The 16,975-nt window shown below is 66.1% G+C and carries 12 protein-coding genes; all 12 read right to left on the reverse strand.

Annotated features, from left to right (window positions below; all coding sequences use genetic code 11):
* Positions 1–87: 87 nt before the first annotated feature.
* Genes PYV55_RS09760 through PYV55_RS09815 form a run of 12 tightly spaced genes read right to left on the reverse strand, consistent with a single transcriptional unit; the run spans position 88 to position 16,946 of the window.
* Positions 88–1,275: an acyl-CoA dehydrogenase family protein gene (locus tag PYV55_RS09760; RefSeq protein ID WP_275850524.1), complete on the reverse strand. Its 1,188-nt coding sequence runs from the start codon at positions 1,273–1,275 to the stop codon at positions 88–90.
* 52 nt (positions 1,276–1,327) lie between these two features.
* Positions 1,328–3,109, reverse strand: coding sequence for an acyclic terpene utilization AtuA family protein (locus PYV55_RS09765; RefSeq protein ID WP_275850525.1), 1,782 nt, complete (start codon positions 3,107–3,109; stop codon positions 1,328–1,330).
* A 57-nt stretch (positions 3,110–3,166) separates the two neighbouring features.
* Positions 3,167–3,673, reverse strand: a complete 507-nt coding sequence (locus PYV55_RS09770; protein ID WP_275850527.1) for a PaaI family thioesterase — start codon at positions 3,671–3,673, stop codon at positions 3,167–3,169.
* A 38-nt stretch (positions 3,674–3,711) separates the two neighbouring features.
* Positions 3,712–5,139 carry a VWA domain-containing protein gene (locus PYV55_RS09775; protein WP_275850528.1) on the reverse strand — a complete coding sequence of 476 codons (1,428 nt, stop codon included), beginning with the start codon at positions 5,137–5,139 and terminating at the stop codon, positions 3,712–3,714.
* The gene (locus PYV55_RS09780; protein WP_275850529.1) at positions 5,123–6,091 is read right to left on the reverse strand and encodes an AAA family ATPase; all 969 of its coding nucleotides are present in this window, start codon (positions 6,089–6,091) and stop codon (positions 5,123–5,125) included. Before PYV55_RS09780 ends, PYV55_RS09775 begins: the two co-directional genes overlap by 17 nt.
* Positions 6,088–7,488 (reverse strand): acyl-CoA dehydrogenase family protein, encoded by a 1,401-nt coding sequence (locus PYV55_RS09785; RefSeq protein ID WP_275850530.1) that lies wholly within the window; start codon positions 7,486–7,488, stop codon positions 6,088–6,090. Before PYV55_RS09785 ends, PYV55_RS09780 begins: the two co-directional genes overlap by 4 nt.
* 58 nt (positions 7,489–7,546) lie before the next feature.
* On the reverse strand, positions 7,547–8,710 hold the full coding sequence (locus PYV55_RS09790) for an acyl-CoA dehydrogenase family protein (protein ID WP_114483072.1): 1,164 nt from the start codon (positions 8,708–8,710) through the stop codon (positions 7,547–7,549).
* 58 nt (positions 8,711–8,768) lie between these two features.
* Positions 8,769–10,730 (reverse strand): acetyl/propionyl/methylcrotonyl-CoA carboxylase subunit alpha, encoded by a 1,962-nt coding sequence (locus PYV55_RS09795; protein ID WP_275850532.1) that lies wholly within the window; start codon positions 10,728–10,730, stop codon positions 8,769–8,771.
* A gap of 8 nt (positions 10,731–10,738) precedes the next feature.
* Entirely contained in the window at positions 10,739–12,358 is a 1,620-nt protein-coding gene (locus PYV55_RS09800; RefSeq protein ID WP_114483074.1) for an acyl-CoA carboxylase subunit beta, read from the reverse strand.
* Positions 12,359–12,374: 16 nt separating this feature from the next.
* Positions 12,375–14,507 carry a 3-hydroxyacyl-CoA dehydrogenase NAD-binding domain-containing protein gene (locus PYV55_RS09805; RefSeq protein WP_275850533.1) on the reverse strand — a complete coding sequence of 711 codons (2,133 nt, stop codon included), beginning with the start codon at positions 14,505–14,507 and terminating at the stop codon, positions 12,375–12,377.
* A gap of 55 nt (positions 14,508–14,562) precedes the next feature.
* Positions 14,563–15,771 carry an acetyl-CoA C-acetyltransferase gene (locus PYV55_RS09810; protein WP_114483076.1) on the reverse strand — a complete coding sequence of 403 codons (1,209 nt, stop codon included), beginning with the start codon at positions 15,769–15,771 and terminating at the stop codon, positions 14,563–14,565.
* 38 nt (positions 15,772–15,809) lie between these two features.
* Positions 15,810–16,946: an acyl-CoA dehydrogenase family protein gene (locus tag PYV55_RS09815; protein WP_275850534.1), complete on the reverse strand. Its 1,137-nt coding sequence runs from the start codon at positions 16,944–16,946 to the stop codon at positions 15,810–15,812.
* Positions 16,947–16,975 lie beyond the last annotated feature (29 nt).

Raw genomic sequence — 16,975 nt, forward strand, 5'->3', positions numbered from 1 at the left:
GAGGGATGCGGCTAGCCAGGGGCGAACGGGCTATTGCCTGCAAAGATTGGCGCATGGGCCAGCGCGAACCAGCCCAGCGCCCATCGATCAATACGACTTGGGCAAGCCCAGCACGTGCTCGCCGATGTAGTTGAGCAGCATTTCGTTGTTGATCGGCGCGATCTTGAGCAGGCGCAGCATGGGCCAGAGCGTGACCACGTCGTAGTCGCGGTCGAACCCGTAGCCGCCGTGCGTTTGCAGCGCAGCTTCGACGGCGGCGACGGCGGCTTCGGAGCCCAGCAGCTTGGCCATGTTGGCGTGCGCGCCGGCGTCTTCGCCGGCGTCGAAGCGCTCTGCGGCCGAGTAGGTCATGAGGCGTGCGGCCTCGATCTGCGCCTTGGCCATAGCCATGCGGTGTTGCAGCGCCTGGTACGAGCCTATCGGCTTGCCGAAGGGCTTGCGGTCCTTGGAGTAGGCCACGGCCTTGGCAAGCGCATAGTCGCCCAGGCCCAGCGCGGCGCCGGCGGCGAGCAGGCGTTCAGAATTCAAGCCTTCGAACATTGCCTTGGCGCCCTTGCCAGCCTCGCCGATCAGCGCGTCGGAGGGCAGTTCGACGTTGTCGAAGAACACCATGTACTGGCGCTCGGCCGTTTCCACCTGGATGTTGAGCTGCTGCAGCTTGATGCCAGGCGTCTTCATGTCGAGCACGAACAGCGACATGCCTTCGGTGCGGTTCTTGACCTCGGCCGCGCGGGTGGTGCGCGCCACGACGAGCATGTAGTCGGCGTCACGTGCGCCGGAGATGAACACCTTTTGGCCATTGAGCGTCCAGCCGCCCTTGCCATTCGGCGTGGCGAGCGTGGTCATCGCGAAGCTGTTGGTGCCGGCGTTGGGCTCGGTGATGGCGAAGCACATCTTCTTTTCGCCGGTGCAGGTCGGGGTGACGTATTTCTTGATCTGCTCGGGCGTGCCGTTGCGCACGATGGGCACGCGGCCCAGCCCCGTGACGACGAGGAACAGCGTGGGTACGCCGGCGAGGGCCAGGGCTTCGTTGAGCGCGGTGATTTCGAGCACGCCCCCGCCCGAGCCGCCGTATTCCTCGGGGATAGAGAGGCCCAGCAGGCCGAATTCACCGAGCTTGGCCCAGAGTTCGTCGGGGAAGCGGTCTTCCTTGATGCACTGCAGGATGTAGGCGCGGTCGTATTGCGCCGTCACGCCGCGCGTGGCTTCTTGGATGTCGCGGATGCGCGCTTGCAGGGCCTCCATGGCAGTGCCGCGGGTGGTGGTGGCGTTCATGGTCTATCTCCTTGGGTTTGTGGGGTGGGGATGGAAGGGAAGGGCGTGGCCATCAGATGGCCATCTCAGCGGGGATGGGTACGGGGAAGTCGAGCAGCATCTGCGCGTAGGCTTTGGCTTGCGGGTCCATGCGGATCGAGGCGATGCCGCCGCCGCCAAGGGCCTCTTGCAGGAGGAAGTTCAGCGCGTGCGTACCCGGCAGGTCGAAGCGTTCGACCTTGCCTTTGACGAGGTGTGCAAAATAGCCGGCCACGGCCTGCTCGGTCAGCGCGGCGCGGATGAAGGGCAGAAATTCGGGGCGGCGCGCGATGATCCCGATGTTGGCCGCGTCGCCCTTGTCGCCGCTACGCCCCCAGGCGAGCCTGACCAGCGGCACGGTGCGCACGCCGCGCGCAAAGGCACTGGCGGCGGGCAACGGGCCCGTGACGGCGGGCAGGCTCGCGGGGTTGAAGGGCTGGCCGCTCCATTGCGGTGCGGGCACGGTCTGCTCGCCCATGTCTATGCTGGTCACGATCTGCGCCTTGGGCACCAGGCACGAGAACAGGCGCACGACGGGTTGCACCTTGGGGCGCCCGCCGGTGAAGCCCGTGATCGCCGGGGCCGACATCAGCGCGAGCGGCGCGACTTCGCGCGAAAACAGCTCCAGCGCGTCCTTCATGGGGTGGCGCACGCCCACCTTGAGCATGACTTCGCGCGAGCTCGAGCGCGCGTGCGGGCCGTAGGTGTCTTCGGCGCCTATGGCTTCGACGCTGGTTTCGGAGAAGTCGGGCCAGCCGCGCTGTGCGAAATAGCGGCGCAGGCGCGCGAGCATGGCGGCGCCCACGCGGTGCGCCTTGGGGCCCGCGTCTATGCCGCCGATCATGAACAGGCTCATGGCGCGAAAGCCGTCGGCGTAGGTGACGCTGACCTTGGCCTGGTCGGTGGGGGCGCGGCCGCGCGCGCCCTTGACTTCGACCTGGTCGGGGCCGAGCTGCGTGAGCGTGACGCCCGTGAAGTCGCACACCACGTCGGGCAGGATGTAGGCGCGCGGGTCGCCGATTTCGTAGAGCATTTGCTCGCCCACCGTGGACGGGCACACGAGCCCGCCCGTGCCTTCGGGTTTGGTGATGATGAAGCTGCCGTCGGCGCGGCACTCGGCGATCGGAAAGCCCATGTCGTCCCAGCCGGGCACGGACTCCCAATCGGTGTAGTTGCCGCCCGTGGTCTGCGTGCCGCACTCGATCAGGTGGCCTGCGAGGCTGCCTTGCGCGAGGCGGTCGTAGTCGGTGGCGCTCCAGCCGAAGGCGTGGATCAGCGGCCCGAGCGTGACGGCGCTATCGACGCAGCGGCCCGTGACCACGATGTCGGCGCCCGCGGAGAGCGCCGCAGCGATCGGGAAGGCGCCGAGGTAGGCGTTTGCGCTCATGACCTTTTGCGGGAAGGGCGTGCCGGCAAACATCTCTTTGGTCTGCGCGGCGCGCAGCGCCTCGACCTGCGGCATGAGGTCATCACCGAGCACGGCGGCGATTTTCAAGTCCACGCCTTCGGCCTGCGCCGCCGCGACCAGCGCCGCGCGGCAGGCGGAAGGGTTGACGCCGCCGGCATTCGCGACCACCTTGATGCCGCGTGCCTTGATCTCTTTCATCAGCGGGCGCATGGTGCTGATGAAGTCGGGCGCGTAGCCCTGCGCCGGGTCTTTGGCCTTGACGCGGCTGAGCAGCGACATGGTGATTTCGGCAAGGTAGTCGAATACCAGCACGTCGATGTTGCCGTGCTCGATGAGCTGGGCTGCGGAAAACTCGGTGTCGCCCCAGAAGCCCGAGGCACTGCCTATGCGCAGGGTGGTCTTGGTCATGCTTGTCTCCGGTGGGTTGGGTGAGGTGGTGGGCTGGTGGCCATCAGCCGTCAAGCATCAGCTGGCCGCGGCAATCTTGTTGCGTGGCCAGAAGATGCGCCAGATGCCTTTGGCGGTGGCGCAGACCTTGCCGTTGGCATCGACGAAGTCGCCCTCGGCAAAGGCGGTGGACTTGCTCACGCGCACGATGCGGCCATGCGCCTCGAAGCGCGAGCCCATGGCGGCGTCGAGGAAGGTGATGTCGAGGTTGATGGTGAACTGGCGCAGGTCGGAGGGGTTGATTTCCTTGGCTTCGGGCAGGTCCATGAGCGCCGACATGATGGCCCAGCCGAGCGCGCCGTCGAACATGTAGGAGACGACGCCGCCATTGAGCACACCGCTGTTGAGCTCGTTGTCGGTGCCGCCGCCGCCGAGCTGGGACGGCTGCACCTGGGGCAGGCGCACGGTGACGCGGCCCACGCCGGTTTCTTCGACTTCGAGACCCTGGGCTTTGAGGAACGGGCTCTCGTTCCACTTTTGTTTCCAGGCGGTGATGCGGTCTTGCGCAGAGGCGGGGGTACTCAAGAGATTCTCCTTTGGTGAAAGCAATATGGCGTGGGGGCTCAGGCGCTGGCTGAGTACGTGCGCAGCAGCGCGTCGAGCACGCTTTCGAGCTGCACGAGCGAGTTGCACTCGCGCGCGATGTGGCAATAGGCCGCGTAGCGCTTCATCTCCGAATCGCCCAGGCCCCAGAACGAGGTGGGCTCGGGGTTGAGCCAGATCACGCGGCGCGCGCGCTCGTAGAGCAGGCGCATGACTTCGGTGTGCGCCTCGCCGCGGTTGTTGCGCGCGTCGCCGAGGAACAGGATGGTCGTGCGGCGGTCGATCTGGTCGAGCAGCTGCTCTTCGATGTCGAGCAGGGTCTGGCCGTAGTCGCTGCCCGCGCCGCCTACGGCCTGGATGACCTTGTCCACGGCCTGTTCGACCGGCAGCTGCGTGAAGGTGTCGCTGACATCGACCAGATGGTTGGTGAACGCATAGCTGCGCACGCCGCTCAGTTGCTCGTCCAGACTGTATAAAAACAGCAGCAAAAAGCGCGCGTACTGGCGCACCGAGCCGCTCACGTCGCAGATGGCGATCACGCGCGGTCTGTCGACCACCTTGGTGCGCCAGAAGGTCTCGAACAGGATGCCGCCGTAGGCCGCGTTCTTGCGCAGCGTCTTGCGGAAGTCGAGCTGGCCGCGCACGCGCTGCTTTTTGCGCCGTGCGTGGCGTTCGGCCAGGCGCTTGGCCATTTTGCGCACGATGATGTGCATGCGCTCGAAGTCGCGTTTTTCGATGTTCGAGAGCTTTTGCGTCTGCAGAAAATCGTCGTGCAGCTGGCGCGTGGGCGCGGTGCCGTAGAGCGCGAGCTTGCGCTCGACGAAGTTGCGCACCTCGTTGAACAGGCGCTTGCGCGCGAGCTCGAGCTCTTTGGCGCGCTCGGGCGCCATGGTCTGGCGCTTGGCGTCGGCGATTTCGCGGTCGAGCAGCTCCAGCCCCATGGCCTGCTGGATTTTTTGCGTGTAGTAGCCCTTTTGCGTGAAGAACCAGATGTCGGTCAGGCCGACTTCGCGCGCGGCTTCCTGCATGCGTTTGGCGAGCGCCGCCGAATCGCCCGACAGCAGCAGCTGCGACAGCGCCTGCCCGCCGCTGCCCTGGCAGCCACCGGGGCCGCCCGAGCCCATTTGGGGCTGCTCGTCTTTGGGCTGATCAGTCGCGGTCTGGTCGGCATTTGGCGCGGCGCCGGGGCTCGCGCCCGAGGTGCCGGCCTTTGCTGCTGCAGGTTTTTGGAACGCATCGAAGCGAAAGAAGCGGTCGAAGGCCTCGTCGAACAGTACGCGGTCTGCCGTGGTCTTGGCGAGCGTGGTGCCGAGCGCGTTTTTCAGCAGCGTGCGGTCGCTCCAGCCGACGAGCTCGACGGCGCGCGCCGCATCGACCTGCGCGTTCAGGTGCACTTCGAGGTCGCTGCCGCGCAACGCCTTGAAAAAGTCTTCAAGCGTGGCTTGCATGGGACACCTCTGCGTCCTTGCGGGCTTGTTGCAACAGATTCCCCATCTGCTCGTTCGCCGTGGCGATGTCCTGCTCGAACTTGAGGAACACGTTGAGCGTGTCGCGCACCAGGTCCAGGCTCAGGTGCTCGGCGTTGAGCAGCAGCAGCGTCTTGGCCCAGTCTATGGTTTCACTGACCGAGGGGAGTTTTTTGAGGTCGAGCTGGCGCACCGCCTGGATGAAGGCGACCAGTTCGCGGTTGAGCGTGTCGGACAGGCCCGGCACGCGCCGCTCGAGGATGCGGCGCTCCAGCGCCGGCTCGGGGAAGGTGATGTGCAGGTGCAGGCAGCGGCGCTTGAGCGCGTCGCTCATTTCGCGCGTGTTGTTGCTGGTCAGGAACACGATGGGTTTGACCTTGGCCTTGATCGTGCCGAGTTCGGGCACCGAAACCTGGAAATCCGACAGCACTTCGAGCAAAAAGGCCTCGAATTCGGGGTCGGACTTGTCGATTTCGTCGATCAGCAGCACGCAGCCTTTCTCTTGGTGCAGCGCCTGGTACAGCGGGCGCGGCTCCAGGAAGTGCTCGCTGAAAAACAGGTCATCGTGCGCATGCAGCCGGTCCATGGACTCGGCCAGGCCCTGGGCGCCCTGCATCATCTCGCCGAGCTTGTCCTTGAGCAGCTGGATGTAGAGCAGCTGTTTGCCGTATTTCCATTCGTACAGCGCCTTGGATTCGTCCAGACCTTCGTAGCACTGCATGCGGATCAGGGGCACGGCTAGGATCTCGGCCATGCTCTTGGCGAGCTCGGTCTTGCCCACGCCGGCGGGGCCTTCGATGAGGATGGGCTTTTCGAGATGAAAGCCCAGATAGACCGAGGTGGCGATCGCGGGGCTCGCAATGTAATCGACGGCAGCGAAGCTCTGGGCGACGCGGTCTATGGAAGCAAAATGGTCGGAATGCTCTGTTTTCATGGGTGGAGTGACTGGAGCAATTGTTGCCCCGTTTGGAGTTGACGAGAGTGCGCGACGCCGCGCGCGATGCCCAGCACCAGACGCAGATCACGGGTGAGAGAGGGTAGCGCTGCGATGGCCAAGGCTTGTGACGCCGCTTCCCAGGCGTTTTCATACGCTGTCTGCCAGCGTTCGAGCAGGCGGCGCGCGCCTACGGTGGCAAAGGCCAGGGCGTCGTCGCAGCCGTGCACTTCGAGCTGGCGGGCGACGGCGTCGCGCACGGCGTGCAGCGCTTGCCATTCGAGCTGCAGCGCACCGAGTTCGCGCACGGCGTCGCTGGCAGCTGTGTCGGCAGTGCCCGCAGCCACGGCCGACGTGCCGAGGGCATGCGCGAGCGCTTCGAGCTCGCACTGCATGGCGCCGAGCAGCGGGCCGAGCAGCAGCGCATCTTCGACGGCGCGCACGGGCCGCGCGATGGTTTCGAACGCCCGTCCGGGCGGGCCGATGCGCCGGCTTGCGGGCACGCGGCAAGATTCAAGCCGCAGGTCGCAATGTCCTAGGAGCCTGTCGGACTTTGGAATCGTCGGCTGCGAATGCGCCGCAGCGGCCCATTTTTTACCGTCTTCTTGCCCCATAGCACCACTATGGGGCGGCGAATCCGGCAAAAACTGGGCTCGCTGGGGCGCCTTCTCGCTTTCGACGCCCAAAGTCCGACAGGCTCCCGGCGGTGCCAGCCCTTGCACGCGCGCGTTCGCCTCGCGCGTGAGGCCGGGGGTCTGGGCGTCGAGCAAAAAGGCGTCGAAGCGCTTGCGGCCCTCGTGCACGGCACTCACGGCAAGCACGATGATCGCGTCGGCCGCAGGGCCGTTGCTGACGAAGGCTTTGTGCCCGTCGAGCACCCAGTCGCCGTCACCCGCTGCGCCCGATGGCTGCACGGCGCGCGTGCGCAGGTGCTTGGGCTGCGCACCCACGCCGGGCTCGGAGATGGCCAGAGCGAGCAGGCATTCGCCCGCCGCCATTGACGCTAGCAGCTTGGTGAGCAATGCGTGTGATGCGTCCAATGCGCCCGCGGCACCCTGCTGCACGAGCGGGCCGAGCACGTAGCGCCCGAGCATCTGCTGCATCATCCAGGCCATGCCCAGCCCCAGGCTGCCGGTGGCGTGCGTGATCTGCCCCGCGAGCGCGCTGACCTGCACCGCGTCGGCTGCACTTGGGCGCCCGTCCAGCGAAAACCCCAGCCCCAGCATGCCGCAGCGGCCCAGATGCGCCCACCAGGCGCGCGGAAAGCCGCCGGCGCCGTCAGAGCTGCCTGTGGGCGGCGCCGTCTGCAATGCCTCGCGCAGGGCGCGGTGCAAGTCTTGCTTGGTTGCGCCAGCTGCGGCAGCAGTGGCCGGGGCGGAGGGTGTCTCGGGAACCACGGGTTACTACCTTAGATATAGCTGCCAACGCAGGATAGACGAGCTCTAGAGGCTGATTTCATGCATAAAACCCGAGCTGGCGCGAGGCCAGGTCGCGCATGACTTCCTCGGCGCCGCCGCCGATCGCGTTGACCTTGACCTCGCGGTAGATGCGCTCGACAGTGACGCCGCGGATGAAGCCCGCGCCGCCGTGGATCTGCACGGCCTCGTTGGCGCAAAAAGCCATGGTCTGCGTGGCCTGGTTCTTGAGCAGGCAGATTTCGCCCACGGGCTGCTCGCCCTGCTCGACGCGCCAGGCCAGCAGCTCGAGCATGGCCTGCGTGGCCTCGATGCGCATGGCCATGTCGGCGAGCTTGTGGCGCGTGACCTGCATGTCGATGAGCTTGCCGCCGAACATCTCGCGCTGCTTGGCCCAGGCGAGCGCCTCGTCGAGGCACACGCGCGCAAAACCATTGGCGCCCGCGGCGAGGAAGATGCGCTCGCGGTTGAAGTTCTTCATGATGGCCTTGAAGCCCTGGTTCTCCTGGCCGACGAGGTTTTCCACGGGCACGCGGCAGTTGTCGAAATACAGCGTTGCGGTGTCGGAGCACAGCCAGCCCATTTTGCGCAGCGGCGTCTGCGTGAAGCCGGGCGTGCCTTTTTCGATCAACAGCAGCGATACGCCGCCGGGCCCGGGGCCGCCGGTGCGCACGGCCACGGTGTAGAAGTCGGCGCGTATGCCCGAAGTGATGAAGGTCTTGGAGCCGTTGACGATGTAGTGGTCGCCCTCGCGCCGCGCCGTGGTCTTGAGGTTGGCCACGTCCGAGCCGCCCGAGGGCTCGGTGATGCCCAACGCGCTGATTTTTTCGCCGCGCAACACGGGTGGCAGCACGCGCTGTTTGAGCGCTTCGCTGCCCACGTTGACGATGGGTGGGCAGCCTATGGTGTGCGACAGCAGGCTCGCGAGCACACCACCCGCGCCGCAGCGCGCGAGCTCCTGCGAGGCGATGATGGTCATGAACAGGTCGCCATCGTTGCCGCCGTAGGCTTCGGGAAAGCCCAGGCCCAGCAGACCGACTTCGGCGGCCTTGCGGTAGAGCTCGCGCGGAAAGCTGCCGGCGTCGTCCCATTCATCGACGAAAGGCGTGATTTCTTTTGCGACGAAGCGGCGCATCACGTCGCGAAAGGCAGCGTGCTCGGCCGTGTAAAAAGGGCTGGAAGCCCCCTGGGCGGTGCTGGACATGGGCGTCTCCTTGGATCTTGGCTTGGATGGTGAGGGTGGTGAAAGCGTGGCTGACCGATCAAGCGCCTTCTTCTTCGACCAGCGACACGAGCACGGCTTTCGCCGGCACCTGGTCGCCTGGGCGCACGAGCACCTGATCGACCACGCCGTCGCGGCGCGCGAGCAGCTGGTGCTCCATCTTCATGGCTTCGAGCACGGCCACGCGCTGGCCTTTTTCGACGCGGTCGCCGGGTTGCACGAAAACGCTCAGCACCTTGCCATTCATGGGCGCGACGATGCGCGCCTCGGCGCTGCCTTCGGCGCCCGCGGGCGGCGCATAGGTCAGGTCTTCGAAGCAGGCGCTGAGCGTCTTGAATTCCAGATACAAGGAGCCGTCGTGGAACGCCGCGAGGGCGTGCTGGCGCACGCCGTCGGCGAGCAGACTGAGCCGGGCACCGCTGCGCTCGAGCACGCGGATCTGGTGCACTTGCGCGCCCACCTCGATGCGGTAGTCGTGCTTGTCCAGTGCAGTGACGAAAATGAGGTGGCGGCGCTCGTTTTCGCCCAGCGTTATGGGCCAGCGCGCCGGCCCCGTGGTGCGCCAGGGGCGCGCGCCTGCAGGCGTTTTGGCCTCGAACCAGAGCACGGCCGCGAGTGCGAGTGCGAGCGAGTCGGGCTGCGGGCGTACCCATTGCGCAGCGTCGAAGTTCTGTGCGATGAAGGCCGTGGTGGCATTGCCCGCGGCAAACACCGGATGCTCGGCCACAGCTTCGAGAAACGAGCGGTTGTTCGCGATCCCCAGCAGCTGCGTGTGTTGCAGCGCGCCGATCAGGCGCCGGCGCGCATCTTCGCGCGTGGCGCCGTAGGTGATGATCTTGGCGATCATCGGGTCGTAGTGCGGGCTCACGGCCTGGCCTTCGATCAGGCCATGGTCCACGCGCACGCCGGGCCCGCTGGGCGGCTGCCACACGAGCACGTCGCCGCTTTGCGGCAAAAAGTCGGCGTAGGGGTCTTCGGCGTACAGGCGCACTTCGATCGCGTGGCCCGCGAGCTGCACCTGTTCCTGCGTCAGCGGCAGTGCCTCGCCGCGTGCCACGGCGATCTGCCAGGCGACGAGGTCCAGCCCCGTGACGCACTCGGTCACCGGGTGCTCCACTTGCAGGCGCGTGTTCATTTCGAGGAAGTAAAAATTGCCGTCGCGGTCGAGCAAAAACTCCACCGTGCCCGCACCCACGTAGTTCACGGCGCGCGCTGCGGCCACGGCGGCGGCGCCCATGCGCGCACGCAGCTCGGGCGAGACGGCGGGCGAGGGCGCTTCTTCGAACACTTTCTGGTGGCGGCGCTGGATCGAACAATCGCGCTCACCGAGGTGGATGATGTTGCCGTGCCGGTCGCCGAACACCTGGATTTCGACGTGGCGCGGCTCGATCACGGCGCGCTCGAGGATCAGCTCGTCGCTGCCAAAAGCGTTTTGGGCTTCGGAGCGTGCGCTCGTGAGCGCGTTGGGCAGGTCTTCGGGCCTGGCGACGAGGCGCATGCCTCGCCCGCCGCCGCCCGCTGCGGCCTTGACCATGATGGGGAAACCGATTTCACGTGCCTGCGCGATCAGCGTGGCGTCGGACTGGTCGGCACCCTGGTAGCCGGGCACGCAGGGCACGCTCGCAGCGAGCATCAGGCGCTTGGCGCCGGCCTTGTTACCCATGTGCAGGATGGCTTCGGGGTCCGGCCCGATGAAGACCAGCCCGGCGTCCTGGCAGGCTTGCGCAAAGGCTTCGTTTTCGGACAAAAAGCCATAGCCCGGGTGCACGGCGTCGGCGCCCGTGCTGGCCGCGGCGCGCAGCAGCGCCTGTATGTTCAGGTAGCTCTCGCGCACGGGCGGCGGGCCTATGCACACGGCTTCGTCGGCCAGGGCGACGTGCAGGGCCTGGGCGTCGGCCTCGCTATAGACGGCCACGGTGCGGTAGCCAAGGGCTTGGGCCGTGCGGATCACGCGGCAGGCGATTTCGCCACGGTTGGCGATCAGGATTTTGCTAAAACGCATGGGCTTTCTCACATCCGGGCCACACCGAAGGTGTTGGGGTTCAGTTGACGGGCTTCGGCCTCGCGGCACACGGCCAGGGCCATGGCCAGCACGCGGCGCGTGTCGCGCGGGTCGATGATGCCGTCGTCCCACAGGCGCGCCGTGGCAAAGAAGGCGTGCGACTCCATGTCGAAGCGCTGCAGGATTTCCTCGCGCATGGCCTGCATGGCATCGGCGGGTGGCGTCTTGCCCATGCGGGCAAATTTTTCTTCGGTGACGATGCGCATCACGGTTGCGGCTTGCTCGCCTCCCATCACGGCCACGCGCGCATTGGGCCAGGCAAAGACGAAGCGCGGGTCGTAGGCGCGACCGCACATGCCATAGTTGCCGGCGCCGAAGGAGGCGCCGATCATCAGCGTGATGCGCGGCACAGTGGCGTTGGTGACGGCCTGGATCATCTTCGCGCCGTGCTTGATGATGCCTGCCTGTTCGACGTCCTTGCCCACGAGAAAGCCCGTGGTGTTCTGCAAAAAGACGAGCGGCGTGCCCGATTGGCAGCACAGCTGGATGAATTGCGCGGCTTTGGTCGCGCCTTGCGGATCGATGGGGCCGTTGTTGCCGAGGAAGCCGCAGGGCTGCCCTTCGATCGAGCCCATGCCACACACCGTGGCGCTGCCGTACAAGGCCTTGAACTCGAGGAAGTCGGAATCGTCGATGATGCGCGCGAGCACCTCGCGCACGTCGTAGGGGTGGCGAAAATCGACGGGCACCGTGCCCACGATTTCGTCGATGGCGTAGCGCGGCTCTTTCCAGCTTTTAGGGGCGCGCAGTGGCAGCTTGTCGTTCCAGGGCAGGCGCGCCATGATGTCGCGCGCAATGCGGATGCCGTCGGCGTCGTCCTCGGCCAGGTATTCGGCCACGCCCGAGGTAGTGCAGTGCATTTCGGCCCCGCCCAGTTCCTCGTCGGTGGCGATTTCGCCCGTCGCGGCCTTGAGCAGTGGCGGGCCGGCCAAAAAGGCCTTGGCGCGTCCGCGCACCATGATCACGTAGTCGGACATGCCGGGCAGGTAGGCGCCGCCGGCCGTCGAGTGCCCGTGCATCACGCAGATCTGCGGAATGCCTGCGGCCGACAGGCGTGCCTGGTTGGCAAAGCCGCGCCCGCCCTCGATGAAGACCTCGCCCACGTGCATGAGGTTGGCGCCGCCCGATTCGACGAGACGGATGACGGGCAGCTTGTTTTCCATCGCGATGGCTTCTGCACGCAAGCCCTTGCGCATGCCCATGGGTGTGATGGTGCCGCCCTTGATGGCACTGTCGGACGCGATCACCACGCAGCGCACGCCCGACACCCGGCCGATGCCGGTGATGATGCCGCCACCGAGCACGTTCTTGTCGCCATCGTCGTCGTGCATGCGCAGGCCCGCGAGCGTGGAAAACTCCAGCCATTCGGAGCCGCGATCGAGCAGCAGCGCGATGCGCTCGCGCGGCAGTAGCTGCTTGCGCGCGCGAAACTTGGCCTCCTGGCTGTTGGAGGTGTTGCGCACGCGGTCTTCATAGTCGCGGAAGTGGTGGATCAGCGCGAGCATCTGCTCGCGCTCGCGCTGAAAGCTCTGCGATTGCGGATCGACTTGGCTTTGGATGACGGGCATGGGGGCTTTCCCTCGCTCAACGGGTGTAGAAGGCGGCACCGCGCTGGGCCATGTCGCGCAGCAACTGGGGCGGGGCGAAACGCGGGCCGACGCGCTGCGCCAGCGCATCGCAGGTCTGGACGAACTCGGCCACGCCCACGGTGTGGATCTGGCCAATCGGGCCGCCGAGGTAGGGCGGAAAGCCCCAGCCCAAAATGGCGCCCACATCGGCGTCGATGGGCGCGAGCAGCACCTTTTCTTCGAGGCAGCGCGCGGTTTCGACCGACTGGATGAACATCAGGCGTTGCTTGACGTCCGCCACGCTGGGCTGCGTTGCGGCTTGTGGGAACTCCTGCGCGAGGCCAGTCCACAGGTGTTTGGGCGCGCCTTGCGGGTAGTCGTAAAAGCCCTGGCCGGTTTTTTTGCCCAGGCGCCCGAGTTTGTCCACCATGCGCTCGCAGACCTCGTCGATGGCGCTGCGCTGGTAGGCTGGGCCGAGGTCGGCCGCGGTTTGTTTGCGGATGCGTGCCATGAGTTCGAGCGACACTTCGTCGGCCAGTGCGAGCGGCCCCACGGGCATGCCGCACATGCGGCCGGCGTTTTCGATCAGGGCCGGCGCCACGCCCTCGGCCAGCAGCGCCAAGCCCTCGCCGACGTAGGTCGAGAACACGCGGCTGGTGTAGAAGCCGCGGCTGTCGTTGACGACGATGGGCGTCTTGCGGATCGCCTTGACGAAGTCCATGGCGCGTGCGAGGCACTCATCGCTCGTCGCCTTGCCGCGGATGATCTCGACCAGCGGCATCTTGTCCACAGGCGAGAAGAAGTGCAGACCGATGAAGTTCGCCGGGCGCGCTGAGGCTTCGGCCAGGCCCGTGATGGGCAGCGTGCTGGTGTTGGACGCAAAGATGGCCGTCGGCGCGAGCTGGGCTTCGGCCTTGCGCGTGACCTCGGCCTTGATGGCGCGGTCTTCGAACACGGCCTCGATTACGATGTCGCAACCGGCGAGCGCAGCGAAATCGGTCGTGGGCTGGATCAGCGCAAGCTTGGCGTCGCGCTCGGCCTCGCCCATGCGCTTGGCGGCCACGCGCTTGTTCCACAGCGCTTCGCTATAGCCTTTGCCTTTGTTCGCAGCGTCGAGGCTGGTGTCGAGCAGCACCACCTGCATGCCCGCTTCGGCACACACATAGGCAATGCCCGCGCCCATCATGCCCGCGCCCAGGACGCCGACCTTGCGGTAGCTGGCCTTGGGTACCCCCTTGGGGCGCGAGGCGAGCTTGTTCGCGTCGCCGATGCCGAAGAACAGCGAGCGGATCATGTTCTTCGACACCTTGCCCGTCGCGAGCTTGACGAACTCGCGCCCTTCGACCTTGCAGCCCGTGTCTATGTCCACCTGGCAACCGTTGTAGACGCTGCTCAGGATGGCTTCGGGCGCCGGGTAGTTGCCAAATGTTTTGGCGTGCAGCATGGCGTTGCCGACCGTGAAGATCTCGTAGCCCACGGGGCTTTGCACCGCGCCACCGGGCAGCTTGAAGCCTTTGCGATCCCAGGGCTGCACGGCGTTCTTCGGGCCTTCGGTGAGCAGCCACTCTTTGGCGCGCGCGAGCAATTGCTCGGCGGGTACGACCTCATCGACGAGTCCGGCTTCGAGGGCCTTTTGGGGAGCCAGCTTTTTGCCTTCGAGCAGCAAGGGCAGGGCACTGCGCAAGCCGATCAGGCGCGGCAGGCGCTGCGTGCCGCCGCCACCCGGCAGCAGGCCGATGGAGACTTCGGGCAGGCCGATCTGGGCCTTGGGGTTGTCGGCCGCAATGCGGCGGTGACATGCCAGCGCAACTTCGTAGCCGCCGCCCAGCGTGGTGCCGTTGAGCGCAGCGACGAAGGGCTTGCCGCTTTTTTCGATGCCGCGCAGCAAAGTGTGCAGGCGCGCGACGAAGTCCATCAGGCCTTGCACGTCGGTGATCGCGAGCATCATGTTCAGGTCGGCACCGGCGATGAAGTCGGGCTTGGCCGAGGCGATGATCACGCCCTTGACGGCAGCGTCTGCCACGGCCTTGCGCACGGCGTCGCTGAACGCGGGGATGGATTGTTCGTTGAGGACGTTCATCGGCACGTCCTGCATGGCCCAGGTGATGGTGGCGATGCCGTCGGCATCCACCTTGTAGTCGATCGTCATGGTGAAAATCCTGGTGAAATGGAGTGAAACCTGCGTGCTCCGGAGTGCAGCCGGGTCAGACGCGCTCGATGATGGTGGCGGTGCCCATGCCGGCGCCCACGCACAGCGTGACCAGGCCGGTAGCAAGGTTGCGGCGCTCGAGCTCGTCGAGCACGGTGCCCAGGATCATTCCGCCCGTCGCGCCCAGCGGGTGCCCCATGGCGATGGCGCCGCCATTGACGTTCATCTTGTCGTGCGGCACGTCCATCACGTCCATGAAGCGCAGCACCACCGCGGCAAAGGCCTCGTTGAGCTCGTACAGGTCGATGTCCGAGGCCTTCATGCCCGCGAGCTTGAGCGCTTTTTCGGCCGAATACGATGGCCCCGTCAACATGATGGTGGGCTCGCTGCCGACAGAGGCGAAGGCGCGGATGCGTGCACGCGGCTTGAGGCCCATGCGCTGACCGACCTCGGCGTTGCCGATCAGCACGGCCGAGGCGCCATCGACGATGCCGGACGAATTGCCCGCGTGGTGCACGTGGGTGATGCGCTCCAGCGTGGGGTAGCGCTGGATGGCGACGCCGTCGAAGCCATATTGCTCGCCCTGCACCTTGAATGAAGGCTCGAGTTTGGCGAGCGACTCGAGCGTGGTTTCCGGGCGCATGTGCTCGTCGTGGTCGAGCACGGTGCAGCCGTTGACGTCCTTGACGGGCACGATGGACTTGGCAAAGCGCTTTTCTGCCCAGGCCTGCGCGGCGCGGCGCTGGCTCTCGACGGCGTAGCGGTCGAGATCCTCGCGGCTGTAGCCATACAGGCTTGCGATGAGGTCGGCCGAAATTCCTTGCGGCACGAAGTAGGTCGGGATGGCGACGGCCGGATCGACGGCCCAGGCGCCGCCGCTCGTGCCCATGGGTACGCGGCTCATGCTTTCGACGCCGCCGCCAATGGCCAGCGGTGACTGGCCGGACATGACTTTGGCCGCAGCCATGTTGCAGGCTTCGAGCCCGGAAGCGCAAAAACGGTTCACCTGCACGCCGGCCACGCTCTGGTCGTAGCCCGCCGTGATCGCGGCCACGCGCGCGATGTTCGCGCCCTGTTCGGCCGCGGGTTCGACGCAGCCAAGAATCACGTCATCGACCAGGGCGGTGTCGAGCTGGTTGCGGTCGCGCAGCGCCTGCAGCGCCGTGATCGCGAGCTGGATCGGCGTCGTGCCGTGCAGGGCGCCGGAGCTGCGGCCCTTGCCGCGCGGCGTGCGCACGGCGTCGTAGATGAAGGCTTCGGTCATGGTGAGGCTTTCCTCGAGAGTGGATTTCGGGGGTCGCATCAAAGCGTGCGGCCGATGATTTCTTTCATGATTTCGTTCGTGCCGCCGTAGATGCGCGTGACGCGCGTATCGGCAAAGGCGCGGGCAATGGGGTATTCCCACATGTAGCCGAAGCCGCCAAACATCTGCAGGCATTGATCGACGATCTTGCAGTGCAGGTCGGTGGTCCAGTATTTGGCCATGGCCGCGGTGGCGGCGTCGAGCTGGCCTTGCAGCAGCAATTCGAGCAATTTATCGACGAACACGCGCGCCACCTGCACCTCGGTCTTGATCTCGGCGAGCTTGAAGCGGTTGTGCTGGAAGTCGATCACGGGCTGGCCGAACACCTTGCGCTCTTTGGTGTAGGCAAGCGTCCAGTCGAGCGCGGCCTCGGCGCCCGCGACTGCGGCAATCGCGATCTGCATGCGCTCCCAGGCAAGCTCCTGCATGAGCAGGAAAAAGCCCTTGCCTTCGCCGCCGAGGATGTTGCTCACGGGCACACGCACGTTATCGAAAAACAGCTCCGACGTGTCCTGCGCCTTCATGCCGATTTTTTCGAGGTTGCGTCCGCGCTGAAAGCCGGGGCGGTTCGTCTCGACGAGCACCAGCGTCGTGCCCTTGGCGCCCTTGTTGGGGTCGGTCTTGGTGACCACGATCACCACGTCGGCGTTCTGGCCGTTGGTGATGAAGGTTTTCTGGCCGTTGATGACGAGTTCGTCACCTTCGCGCAGCGCCTGTGTGCGCACACTCTGCAGGTCGCTGCCGGCGCCGGGTTCGGTCATGGCGATGGCGCCTATGGCTTCGCCTGCGGCCATTTTGGGCAGCCAGGTTTTTTTCTGTTCTTCGGTGCCATAAGCCAGGATGTAGGGCGCGACGATGTCGGAATGCAGGCCAAAGCCCAGGCCGCTGGCGCCAGCGCGCGCGACCTCCTCGATCAGCACGGTGCTGTGCAAGCGCGTGCCACCGCCACCACCGTACTGCTCGGGGATCGCCGGGCATAGCAAGCCTGCGGCTCCGGCCTCGCGCCAGACTTCGCGCGGCACGATGCCTTGTTCTTCCCAGGCGGCATGGTGGGGGATGACTTCTTCCTCGAGAAAGCGGCGAACCTGGTCGCGGAAAAGTCCATGTTCTTCCTGAAAAATGGTGCGAGCGAGCATGGCAGTCCAGTTGAGGGTTGAAGGGTCGT

The organism is Extensimonas soli (genome assembly GCF_029211265.1).
GTDB lineage: Bacteria > Pseudomonadota > Gammaproteobacteria > Burkholderiales > Burkholderiaceae_C > Extensimonas > Extensimonas soli.